The 11297-nt window shown below is 63.3% G+C and carries 11 protein-coding genes; all 11 read left to right on the top strand.

Going from position 1 to position 11297, the window contains the following annotated elements:
* Nucleotides 1–208: 208 nt before the first annotated feature.
* On the top strand, nucleotides 209–2053 hold the full coding sequence (gene rho, locus QQS52_RS00575; RefSeq protein ID WP_472772090.1) for a transcription termination factor Rho: 1845 nt from the start codon (nucleotides 209–211) through the stop codon (nucleotides 2051–2053).
* Nucleotides 2053–3129, top strand: a complete 1077-nt coding sequence (gene prfA / locus QQS52_RS00570) for a peptide chain release factor 1 (RefSeq protein WP_296206416.1) — start codon at nucleotides 2053–2055, stop codon at nucleotides 3127–3129. Before rho ends, prfA begins: the two co-directional genes overlap by 1 nt.
* Before the next feature lie 2 nt (nucleotides 3130–3131).
* Nucleotides 3132–4004: a peptide chain release factor N(5)-glutamine methyltransferase gene (prmC, locus tag QQS52_RS00565; protein ID WP_472772089.1), complete on the top strand. Its 873-nt coding sequence runs from the start codon at nucleotides 3132–3134 to the stop codon at nucleotides 4002–4004.
* A gap of 87 nt (nucleotides 4005–4091) precedes the next feature.
* The gene (locus tag QQS52_RS00560) at nucleotides 4092–4760 is read left to right on the top strand and encodes an L-threonylcarbamoyladenylate synthase (protein ID WP_472772088.1); all 669 of its coding nucleotides are present in this window, start codon (nucleotides 4092–4094) and stop codon (nucleotides 4758–4760) included.
* A complete protein-coding gene (locus QQS52_RS00555; protein ID WP_472772087.1) occupies nucleotides 4760–5923 on the top strand; it encodes a glycosyltransferase family 4 protein in 1164 nt (387 codons plus the stop codon). Before QQS52_RS00560 ends, QQS52_RS00555 begins: the two co-directional genes overlap by 1 nt.
* A 116-nt stretch (nucleotides 5924–6039) precedes the next feature.
* Nucleotides 6040–6417: a hypothetical protein gene (locus tag QQS52_RS00550; protein WP_472772268.1), complete on the top strand. Its 378-nt coding sequence runs from the start codon at nucleotides 6040–6042 to the stop codon at nucleotides 6415–6417.
* A gap of 529 nt (nucleotides 6418–6946) precedes the next feature.
* On the top strand, nucleotides 6947–7735 hold the full coding sequence (gene atpB, locus QQS52_RS00545; protein ID WP_290225883.1) for a F0F1 ATP synthase subunit A: 789 nt from the start codon (nucleotides 6947–6949) through the stop codon (nucleotides 7733–7735).
* A 105-nt stretch (nucleotides 7736–7840) separates the two neighbouring features.
* On the top strand, nucleotides 7841–8080 hold the full coding sequence (locus QQS52_RS00540; RefSeq protein WP_472772086.1) for an ATP synthase F0 subunit C: 240 nt from the start codon (nucleotides 7841–7843) through the stop codon (nucleotides 8078–8080).
* A 44-nt stretch (nucleotides 8081–8124) separates the two neighbouring features.
* On the top strand, nucleotides 8125–8694 hold the full coding sequence (locus QQS52_RS00535) for a F0F1 ATP synthase subunit B (protein ID WP_472772085.1): 570 nt from the start codon (nucleotides 8125–8127) through the stop codon (nucleotides 8692–8694).
* A gap of 6 nt (nucleotides 8695–8700) precedes the next feature.
* Entirely contained in the window at nucleotides 8701–9519 is an 819-nt protein-coding gene (locus QQS52_RS00530) for a F0F1 ATP synthase subunit delta (RefSeq protein WP_472772084.1), read from the top strand.
* A gap of 81 nt (nucleotides 9520–9600) precedes the next feature.
* Nucleotides 9601–11241, top strand: a complete 1641-nt coding sequence (gene atpA / locus QQS52_RS00525; protein ID WP_472772083.1) for a F0F1 ATP synthase subunit alpha — start codon at nucleotides 9601–9603, stop codon at nucleotides 11239–11241.
* Nucleotides 11242–11297: the final 56 nt, after the last annotated feature.

Raw genomic sequence — 11297 nt, 5'->3', positions numbered from 1 at the left:
TGCTCGAGGTCCACGACAGTCAGCCGCTGGGCGCCCACGGTAGGCTAGCCAGAGTTTTATCTTTTAACTACACAGTCATTTCCAGAGTGCCTAGCCGGCGGACCCAAAGACTTGGGAAAACCGGCCCGGTAACACGCGGCAGGACCGCCCGACCGGGCTCGCTGGGCACCCAGAATCATCCGCTGGGAAAAGCGACGAAAGGACTTCCGTGAGCGATACGGAGAATATCTCGCCTCAAGAACTGGCATCCCTGAAGCTGCCGCAGCTGCGCGAAATTGCGGCCCAGAAGGGCCTGCGCGGCATCAGCGCTCTCCGCAAGGGCGCTCTCATCGAGGCAATCACCACCGGTAAGAAGCCGGCCGCCGCCAAGGCCGCGCCGAAGTCGGCAGACAAGGCGGACAAGCCCGCTAAGCAGGCGCAGGAACAAGCCTCGGCCGCGCAGGCTGACGTTGCCCCGCAGCGCGACGGTCGCCGCCCACAGGGCCGCGACGACAAGCAGGGCGACGGCGAGAAGAACGCCGACAATAACAACGGCAACAACGGCAATGATGAACCGCGCTACGAGTCCCGCGCACAGGCCCGTCGGGCCCGCCGCAACCGCGCGCGCCGGGGTGGGCGCGACGACCACGACGGCAACAACCAGGACCAAGGCCGCGACAACCAGGATGATTCCCGCAACGGCAACAACGGTAACGGCGGGAACAACGGTAAAAACGGTAAAAACGGCAACAACGGCGGCAACAACCACCGCCGGAACAACGGCGACGATGACGAACGCGGCGGCCGCCGCGGGCGTCGCAACCGCCGCAACCGCCGGAACCGTGGCGGCGGCAACGACAACCGCGGTGGCGGCAACGACCTGCAGATTCGCGAGGGCGATGAGCTGCAGGCCGTCGGCGGCATCCTCGAGGTAGTCGACAACAACGTCGCGTTCCTGCGCACCACCGGCTACCGCGCGGCGAACTCGGACGTCTTCGTCAACCAGAACCTGGTCCACCGCCTGGGGCTGCGCTCCGGCGACGCCGTGACCGGCCAGGTCAAGGTCGCCGGCGCCACACGCACCCACGGCAACGGCCGCAACCGCCGCAAGTACAACCAGCTGGTGCGGGTCGATACCGTCAACGGGATGGACCCGGAAGAGGCCAAGCAGCGCCCGGACTTTGCCAAGCTGACCCCGCTGTATCCGAACCAGCGGCTGCGCCTGGAGACCGACCCGAAGGTCCTGACCACCCGTGTCATCGACCTGATTATGCCGATCGGAAAGGGCCAGCGCGCCCTGATCGTCTCCCCGCCGAAGGCCGGTAAGACGACCATCCTGCAGAACATCGCCAACGCGATCTCCATCAACAACCCGGAGTGCTACCTCATGGTGGTGCTCGTCGACGAGCGCCCCGAAGAGGTTACCGACATGCAGCGCTCGGTCAACGGCGAGGTGATTGCCTCCACGTTCGACCGCCCGCCGTCAGAGCATACCTCGGTCGCCGAGCTGGCCGTCGAGCGCGCCAAGCGCCTGGTGGAGCAGGGCAAGGACGTCGTCGTGCTGCTGGACTCCATCACCCGCCTGGGCCGCGCGTACAACAACTCATCCCCAGCCTCCGGGCGCATCCTGTCCGGCGGTGTCGACTCCAACGCTCTCTACCCGCCGAAGCGCTTCCTGGGCGCGGCCCGCAACATCGAAAACGGCGGCTCGCTGACCATTATCGCCACGGCCATGGTAGAAACCGGCTCGACCGGCGACAACGTCATCTTCGAGGAATTCAAGGGCACGGGCAATGCCGAGCTGAAGCTGGACCGCTCCATCTCCGAGCGCCGCGTCTTCCCGGCCGTTGACGTCAACCCGTCGGGTACCCGCAAGGACGAGCTACTGCTCGTGCCGGAGGAGCTGCGCATCATGACCAAGCTGCGGCGCATCCTCGCGGCTCTGGACTCCCACCAGGCCATCGACTTGCTTATCAAGCAGCTGAAGAAGACCAAGTCCAACGGCGAATTCCTCATGGGCGTGGCGCAGTCCGCGCCGATGGTCGCTGACAAGGACGAGGAGGATTACAAGTAATGGCTAGCCAGGTTTCGCTGGTCGACGACATCGTCTCCGAGTATCAGGGTCTGGAAATGCAGATGGCCGACCCGGAGGTAGCCGGCGATCAGAACCAGTTCCGGAAGCTGTCTAAGCGCTACGCCGAGCTGCGGCCCATCATCCAGGTCAACGACGAGCTCAACCAGGCTCGCGTTGACCTCGAGGACGCGAAGGAGATGGCCTACGAGGACCACGACTTCCAGGTCGAGGCCGATCGCTTGGAGGGCGAGGTCGTCGAGCTGGAAGAAAAGCTCGCTGACCTGTTGGCCCCGCGCGACGAGCACGACGCCGAGGACATCATCATGGAGATCAAAGCCGGCGCCGGCGGGGAAGAAGCCGCGCTTTTTGCCGGCGACTTGGCCCGCATGTACGAGCGCTACGCCGACAAGACCGGCTTTAGCTGGGAGGTGCTTGGCCTCAACGAGTCCGACCTGGGTGGCGTGAAGGACATGACCATCTCCTTCAAGTCGAAGAACCCGTCCCGCGACGGCGCGTGGTCTGTCTTCAAGTTCGAGGGCGGCGTCCACCGCGTCCAGCGCGTGCCGGTGACCGAGTCCCAGGGCCGCATCCAGACCTCGGCGGCCGGCGTGCTGGTCTACCCAGAGCCGGACGAGGTCGAGTCGGTCAACATCGACGAGAAGGACATCCGCGTCGACGTCTACCGTTCCTCCGGTAAGGGCGGTCAGGGCGTGAACACCACGGACTCCGCCGTGCGCATCACGCACCTGCCCACTGGGCTCATCGTCACCTGCCAGAAGGAACGCTCCCAGATCCAGAACAAGGCGCGCGCCCTGCAGGTTCTGCAGGCCCGCCTAGATCAGATGGAGCGTGAGGCCCGCGAGGCCGAGGACGCCGAGCAGCGCGCCTCCCAGGTCCGCACCATGGACCGTTCCGAGCGAATCCGCACCTACAACTGGCCGGAAAACCGGATCACGGACCATCGGATCGGCTACAAGGCCAACAACCTGGACTCCGTGCTGGACGGAGACATGGGCGATCTCATCACCGCCCTGCAGAACCAGGAGCGCGCCGAGCGCCTCGAGGCCGAAGGCTAGAAGTGGCCCCCGGCACGTACGCGCGCCTGCTCCGGGAAACCACCCGGCGGCTTTCGGCGGCCGGCGTGGCCTCCCCGGAGTTCGACGCCCGCCTGCTGCTGAGCCACCTCATCGGCTGCGGGCACATGGATATCCCGCTTAATGAGTCGACGATGCCCGGCTTCGAGCTCGCCCTCGAGCCGCTCGTTCGCCGCCGGGAGCAGCGCGAGCCCTTGCAACACATCGTGGGCACCGCCCCGTTCGGCCCGCTCGATCTCGCGGTTGGCTCGGGGGTTTTCATCCCGCGCCCAGAGACCGAGGTCCTGGCCGACTGGGCCAAAGGCAAGGCTGAGGGCTTGATTAAGCAGGGGAATAATTCCCCCCTAACGATCCTCGACCTGTGCACCGGCTCGGGCGCCCTGGCGGCCTACCTGGCCTATTACCTCGTACCCGCCACCCGCGTCGTGGCGGTGGAGAAGTCGTCTAAGGCCGCGGAGTATGCCGCGCGCAACTTCGCTGACTTGGGGCTTCAGGTGGAACTCGTCGAGGGCGACGCCTGCGACCCAGCCCTGAAACCGGAGCTGGACGGGCGCGTCGACGTGCTGGTGACCAATCCGCCCTACGTGCCGGAGTCGCCGGTCTTGGCCCCGGAGGTCTACCACGACCCAGCCGAGGCGGTCTTCGCCGGATCGGATGGCATGGACGTCATCCGGGCCATGGCAGACAACCTTACGCGCTGGCTGGCACCCGGCGGATGGCTCGGTATCGAGCACGATGATGCCACCTCCGCGGCCGTGCAGAGCGTCCTTAGGGACACCGGCGCCTTTAGTACAGTAGAACCAATGCTCGATCTCACCGGCACCGCCCGCTTCGTGCGCGCGCAGCGTAAAGAGTAGGGTTAAAGCTCCCGTAACCAGGGAAGCGGTGCCGAAAAGACACCGAGACCAAAACCAGAGAACTTTAGTTTTTCGTGGGAGAAGTTGATGCAAGGCAAAATCTATAGTTGCGCTGACGAAGCGGGGCGTGCGAACGGTATCGCTGCGGCGACTAGGGCCGCGAAGTCCGGGCGCCTGGTGGTACTGCCGACGGACACTCTCTACGGCATCGGCTGCGACGCCTTCGACAACGACGCGGTAGCCAATCTGCTAGCCGCCAAGCACCGCGGGCCGGACATGCCGGTGCCGGTGCTCATCGGCTCCTGGGAGACCATCCAGGGCCTCGTTGCCACGTATTCCGACCAGGCGAAGCTCTTGGTCGAGGCCTTCTGGCCGGGTGGGCTGTCCATCGTTGTGCCGCAGGCGCCGAGCCTGCCGTGGAACCTGGGGGATACCCGGGGCACGGTCATGCTACGCATGCCGCTGCACCCGATTGCCATCGAGCTGCTCCGCGAGGTCGGCCCGATGGCTGTGTCCAGCGCCAATATCTCCGGCCACCAGCCGCCGACCACGGCGATTGCCGCCAAGCAGCAGCTGGGCAAGTCGGTCTCGGTCTACCTGGACGGCGGGGAAACTGCCATCGGCAAGCCGTCGACGATTATTGACCTGGCCGCGCCGCAGCCCTACCTGCTGCGGGAAGGCGCCATCTCGGCCGAGCAAATCTCCGAGGTCATCGGCGTTTCCGCCGAGGCCCTCCGGACCCGTCCGGGAGCCTAATGCTAGGCGGAGCCGGGGTGCCGCTGCGCGAAATCGGACTCGTCATCCTCGTCGCGGCGATTATCACCTACCTGACCACCGGGATCGTGCGCTCGGTGCTGGTGCGCAGCGGCCGGGTCGCCGAGGTGCGCCAGCGCGACAGCCACTCCCAGCCCACGCCCCAGCTGGGCGGGCTGGCCATGTACACCGGGTTTATCTCCGCGGTCTTCTTCGCGGCGCAGCTGCCCGCGCTGACCCGCGGTTTCATGCCGGTGACCCCGGAGATGACCGCGGTCATCTGGGCTTCCAGCGCCATCGTCCTGGTGGGCGTCGTCGACGACTTGGTCGAGCTGTCCGCGCTGGTAAAGCTGGCCGGGCAGCTGGTCGCAGCCACCTTGCTCTCGGCCCTGGGGCTGACCTGGTCGCTGCTGTTCGTGCCGTTTGGCGGCGGCACCACGCTGCTGCTGGACCAGTTCCAGTCCTCGTTGGTGACCATCTTCATCGCGGTCCTGCTGGTCAACGCCATCAACTTCGTCGACGGGCTGGACGGCCTTGCCGCCGGCCTGGGCCTTATTGCGGGCGGGGCCATCCTGATCTTCTCTTTGACGGTCCTGCACGACCAAGGCGGGGCGGTCTCGGCGTACCCGCCCGCCATCATTGCGGCCGGCCTGGTGGGCATGTGCGCCGGCTTCTTGCCGCACAACTTCGAGCCCTCACGCATCTTCATGGGCGATAGCGGTTCGATGCTCATCGGCCTGCTGCTGGCGGCGGCCTCGACGTCCGTTTCGGGCAAGATCAATATGTCGCTTTACGGCGGCGCCGACATGGTGGCGGTCCTCTCGCCGCTCATCGTCGTCATCGCCGCGGTCTTTATCCCGGTGCTGGACCTGGTCTGGGCGGTTATCCGCCGCCTGTCCCAGGGGCGCTCGCCGTTTTCGGCCGACAAGGCCCACATTCACCACCGCTTGCTATCGCTAGGGCACACTCACCGCCGCACCGTGCTGGTGCTCTACCTGTGGGTCTCGGCCGTCGCCTTCGGGGCGGTGAGTTTCTCGGTCGTGCCGGTGCCCGTGGCGGCCGGGGCCACGGCTGTGGCCATCGTGACGGCCGCCGTCGCGACCCTCATCCCGCTGCGCGCTGGCAAGATCGGCCGCGTGCCAGCCTCGGCCGATAAGCCGGGCTAGAAGGTCCACCCGTACAACCTGTAGGATTCGTATTCGTGTCTGAAAGCTTTGATTCTACGCAAACTAACCCGAACGGCAGGGCGCCGCGCTCCGAGTTCGACGACCACCGCCGGCCGATGGTGCGCGCGGTGCGCTTTGGCTCCATGGCGCTGGCGGTCGTGACCGTGCTGTCGCTGGCCGGCTGGGGCTGGGCCAAGGACCTGCCCGGCATCTGGGGCGTGCTCCTCGGAGCGGCCATCGGCGGAGGTTTCGTCCTGCTGACCGCGCTTTCGGTGCTCGTGACCGCCAACTCCAGCCCGTCGACCACCATGGCGGTCGTTCTTGGCGGCTGGTTGGTCAAGGTTGTTCTCTTGATTATTGTCCTGCTGGCCATCCGCGGCATGGACTTCTACGACAACGTCGCGCTCTTCATGACCGTCATCTTGGCCCTCATCATCGTGCTCGGCACCGAGGTGTGGGGGATTATCACCTCTCGGGTGACCTACGTGTCTTAAAACGCGTGGGCCAATGCGTTGGCCTTTGAGGGCCCGTGAGCCTAGTGCCCGGGAAGTAATGCTTCCCGGGCACTTTGTCGTGCCGGGGCAAACGAGAGGGGCCCGTGTTGGGGCTTCGGGGGTGTGTTTAGCAGGTATTTGTCACCCCCGCGGGGGCTCAAAGTGTAAGGCTGTGATTAACCTTACCCGCCTGGGTTTTCAGTGGGAACGGGCAGTTTTGGGGCGAGAGTGGACCAATTGTTCGGGTTTCCTACCAGCTACTTGCACAAACTGGCCCCCCGCGTGCGAAATTTCAATAACAAGCTGCTAGAATTTCCTGCGGGTTACCGCGGATCTAGGGTCCGCAGTCTGTGAGTGACGGACTGCTACGCCTTATAGTCCGTTGCGGTGAATCCCTGCTGCAGCATCGCTGATGTGCGACGGAGTCCGTTGTTGCGGCAGAGAGTTTGAGACGTCCATCGCACCGTATGAATTCGACACTCATACGGCCCGAACACGGGAGAGAACGCTGAGCGTTACAACATTGGCCATGAAGGGAAGCTTTCACGCACCCGAACTGGATCCAGAATTTTTCCCGGGGCAATATTACGGCCATATCCTTTTTGCGGATACACCGTTCGCGCTGGATCGCTTGATGCTGGTCCGCCTGCTCATGGCGGCCATCTTGGTGATCCTGTTTGTAGTCGCCTTCCGGAACCCGAAGCTGGTTCCGAAGGGTTTGCAGAACGTTGCGGAATACGGGCTGGATTTCGTCCGCGTTCACATCGCAGAAGACATCTTGGGGAAGAAGGAAGGCCGTCGGTTCTTGCCGATTTTGGCCTCTATCTTCTTCGGCATTCTGTTTTGGAACGTCTCGACAATCATCCCAGGCCTGAATATTTCGGCGAATGCCCGTATCGGCATGCCCATCGTGCTGGCCATCGTGGCGTATATCGCGATGATTTACGCGGGTGCAAAGCGCTATGGCTTCGGCAAGTTCCTGAAGTCGTCGGTGGTTATTCCTAACCTGCCGCCGGCTCTGCACTTGCTGGTTGTGCCGATCGAGTTCTTCTCGACGTTCATCTTGCGTCCTGTCACGCTGGCCTTGCGTCTTATGGCGAACTTCCTGGCCGGCCACATCATCTTGGTCCTGCTTTACTCCGCTACCAACTTCTTCTTCTGGCAGCTGAATGGCTGGACCGCGATGTCTGGTGTGACTCTGATTGCAGCGGTTTTGTTCACCGTATACGAGATCATCATCATCTTCCTGCAGGCGTACATTTTCGCCCTGCTGACCGCCGTATACATCGAACTGTCACTGCACGCAGACTCGCATTAAACACGCGCGAACGACGCGGCCAACTGAATAACCCCACATCAAACCACCACCGCCTTCGCCGGCAAAGCGCTGGCGGGGAAACATTCGAAAGGGAGCGACTTTCACATGAACGACATCATCTTGGCTCAGGCAGCAGAGTCCTCGATCAACGGTCTGGGCGCCATCGGCTACGGCATCGCCACCATCGGCCCGGGCCTGGGCATCGGCATCCTCGTCGGCAAGACCGTCGAGGGCATGGCACGTCAGCCGGAGATGGCTGGCCAGCTGCGTACCACCATGTTCCTGGGTATCGCCTTCGTTGAGGCCCTGGCCCTGATCGGCCTCGTCGCTGGCTTCCTGTTCTAAAAGCGCGCGTTTCACACACAAACCCCTTTTAAGACTGGAGACTTATGAACAACGTCTTTTACTACCTTGCGGCGGAGGGTGAGGAGCTGCCAATGGAGGGCGGCAACTCGATCCTCCTGCCCAAGCTCTATGACATCGTCTGGTCTCTGTTCCCGTTCATCATCATTCTCTTGGTCTTCTGGAAGTTCGTTCTTCCGAAGTTCCAGGAGCTGTTGCAAGAGCGTGAGGACCGGATTGAGGGTGGCCTGAAGCGCGCCGAGGCCCAGCAGGCCGAGGCCAAGGCAGCCCTCGAGAAGTACAACGCGCAGTTGGCAGATGCCCGTGCAGAGGCAGCTGAGATTCGTGAGCAGGCGCGCGAGCGTGGCAAGCAGATCGAGGCCGAAGCCAAGGAGAAGGCCGAGGAGGAGTCCCGCCGCATTATCGCCAATGGCGAAAAGCAGCTGCAGGCTTCCCGCACCCAGGTCATCTCCGATCTGCGTTCCGACATCGGACAAAACTCCATCAACCTGGCTGAGAAGCTGTTGGGCGGCGAGCTTTCTGACTCCGCCAAGCAGTCTTCCACCATTGATAACTTCCTGTCCGAGCTCGACACTGTGGCACCGGCCGGAAAGTAGGAGGCTATGAAGGCAGCTAGCCGCGAAGCACTCGCTGGTGTGGAGTCGACCCTGGATAAGATCTTGGGCGAGTCCACCGCCGTAGCGATTGCCGCTCAAACCGGCCTCGAACTCTTCGAAGTTGTTGACGTGTTGGACGGGGAGCGCGAACTGCGCGCCAACCTGTCCGACGCCGCGGCTTCGGAAGACAGCCGCAAGAAGCTGGTCGCTGACCTCTTCGGCGGCAAGGTGGCCCCCAGCACCCAGCAGGTGCTGGAAGCGGCTGCCTCCGCTAAGTGGTCTTCGGGCCGGGACCTGGTTCGGGGCCTGGTGGCCCTGGGCCGGCGTTCCCTTCTGCGCGGCGCAGAGTCCGAGGGGAAGCTCGGCCAGGTGGAAGACGAACTCTTCCGCCTGTCGCGCATCCTGGACCGCGAGGGCGAGCTGACCCAGCTGCTTTCCGACCGCACTGCCAAGTCCGCCAAGAAGCGCGGGCTGCTGGCTAACGTGCTCTACGGCAAGGTCACGATGTTCACTGAGGCGCTCGCGCTGCAGGCCATCGGACGCCCGGAGCAGAACCCGATCGACGACGTTGCCAATCTGGCGTCGCTCGCAGCCGAGCTGCAGGGACGTGAGGTCGCACACGTGGTCAGCGCGGGTGAGTTGAACGAAGGCCAGCAGGCAGGGCTCGCTGAGAAGCTGGGCAAGATTTATGGTCGTGCGATGTCCATCCACTCTGAGGTTGACACCAGCCTCCTCGGTGGCATGACTATTCGTGTCGGCGACGAGGTCATCGACGGTTCCACGGCGGGCAAGATTGCCCGCCTGCGCACCGCGATGGCCAAGTAGAGTCGTTGACGGTCACTACGTGAAGACTACGACACAAACTTTAAGTAATTGCTGGACGATACTACCGAGAGTAGGAAGAACATGGCGGAGCTGACGATCTCCTCCGATGAGATCCGTAGCGCGATTGCGAACTACACCTCGAGCTACTCCGCGGAGGCCTCCCGTGAGGAGGTCGGCGTGGTCATTTCGGCAGCTGACGGTATTGCACAGGTTTCTGGCCTGCCGTCTGTTATGGCGAATGAGCTGCTCGAGTTCCCTGGCGGCGTAATCGGCGTTGCACAGAACCTGGACACCAATTCCATCGGCGTTGTGGTGCTGGGTAATTTTGAGACCCTCAAAGAGGGCGACGAGGTTAAGCGAACTGGAGAGGTCCTCTCCATTCCCGTGGGCGAGGGCTTCCTCGGCCGCGTTATCAACCCGCTGGGCCAGCCGATTGACGGCATGGGCCCGATCGAGAGCGAAGAAGACCGCGCTCTCGAGCTGCAGGCACCGTCCGTGCTGCAGCGCCAGCCGGTCGAAGAGCCGATGCAGACGGGTATCAAGGCTATTGACGCCATGACCCCGATCGGTCGCGGTCAGCGTCAGCTGATCATCGGTGACCGTAAGACCGGTAAGACCGCGGTCTGCATCGACACCATCCTGAACCAGAAGGCCAACTGGGAATCTGGCGACAAGAACAAGCAGGTTCGTTGTATCTACGTGGCCATCGGTCAGAAGGGTTCCACCATCGCTGGTGTGCGCCAGACCCTGGCCGACCACGGTGCGCTGGACTACACCACCATCGTGGCTGCCCCTGCTTCTGATTCCGCCGGCTTCAAGTGGCTGGCACCGTTCTCCGGTGCCGCTCTGGGCCAGCACTGGATGTACCAGGGCAACCACGTCCTGGTTATCTACGATGACCTCACCAAGCAGGCCGAGGCCTACCGTGCCATCTCCCTGCTGCTGCGCCGTCCGCCGGGACGCGAGGCATATCCGGGCGATGTGTTCTACCTGCACTCCCGCCTGCTGGAGCGTGCCGCTAAGCTCTCCGACGACATGGGCGCTGGCTCGATGACCGCACTGCCGATCATCGAGACTAAGGCAAACGACGTGGGCGCGTTCATTCCGACTAACGTCATTTCCATTACCGACGGCCAGGTCTTCCTGGAGTCCGACCTGTTCAACCAAGGTGTGCGCCCGGCTATTAACGTCGGTGTCTCCGTCTCCCGTGTCGGTGGCGCCGCGCAGACCAAGGGTATGAAGAAGGTTGCCGGTAACCTGCGTCTGGACCTGGCTGCGTACCGTGATCTGGAGGCGTTCGCTGCGTTCGCTTCCGATCTGGACTCGGCTTCCAAGGCTCAGCTGGAGCGCGGTCAGCGCCTGGTCGAGCTGCTGAAGCAGAGCGAGTCTTCCCCGCAGCCGGTGGAATACCAGATGGTGTCCATCTTCCTGGCAGACGAGGGCATCTTCGACGTCGTTCCCGTCGAAGATGTGCGTCGCTTCGAGACTGAGGTGCACGAGTACCTGCAGGCGAACACCCCGCAGGTCTACGAGCAGATCGCCGGCGGCGTTCCGTTCACCGACGAGTCCAAGGAGGCTCTGGTCTCCGCGGCTAAGGACTTCAGCCCGACTTTCCGCACCACCGAAGGCCACAACCTGGGCTCCGAGGCTCCGGTTGAGCCGCTCGATGCCGACGAGGTTAAGAAGACCGAGCTCAACGTCTCCCGAAAGGCTTCCAAGTAGGCACGCGCTTACGAGGACACACAAGTCGATTGATTAAGAAGGGAGGAAAGTAAAAC

The sequence above is a fragment of the Corynebacterium sp. 1103A genome (genome assembly GCF_055700955.1).
The sequence above is the reverse complement of the archived record's forward strand: the minus strand, read 5'-3'. Positions and strand labels throughout refer to the sequence as shown.

Bases quoted from the DNA above. Each gene is read 5' to 3' on its own strand.
- atpA (WP_472772083.1), top strand. From the start codon at position 9,601: ATGGCGGAGCTGACGATCTCCTCCGATGAGATCCGTAGCGCGATTGCG.
- QQS52_RS00555 (WP_472772087.1), top strand. From the start codon at position 4,760: ATGCTAGGCGGAGCCGGGGTGCCGCTGCGCGAAATCGGACTCGTCATC.
- atpB (WP_290225883.1), top strand. From the start codon at position 6,947: ATGAAGGGAAGCTTTCACGCACCCGAACTGGATCCAGAATTTTTCCCG.
- QQS52_RS00540 (WP_472772086.1), top strand. From the start codon at position 7,841: ATGAACGACATCATCTTGGCTCAGGCAGCAGAGTCCTCGATCAACGGT.
- QQS52_RS00535 (WP_472772085.1), top strand. From the start codon at position 8,125: ATGAACAACGTCTTTTACTACCTTGCGGCGGAGGGTGAGGAGCTGCCA.
- QQS52_RS00530 (WP_472772084.1), top strand. From the start codon at position 8,701: ATGAAGGCAGCTAGCCGCGAAGCACTCGCTGGTGTGGAGTCGACCCTG.
- QQS52_RS00550 (WP_472772268.1), top strand. From the start codon at position 6,040: ATGGTGCGCGCGGTGCGCTTTGGCTCCATGGCGCTGGCGGTCGTGACC.
- QQS52_RS00560 (WP_472772088.1), top strand. From the start codon at position 4,092: ATGCAAGGCAAAATCTATAGTTGCGCTGACGAAGCGGGGCGTGCGAAC.
- prfA (WP_296206416.1), top strand. From the start codon at position 2,053: ATGGCTAGCCAGGTTTCGCTGGTCGACGACATCGTCTCCGAGTATCAG.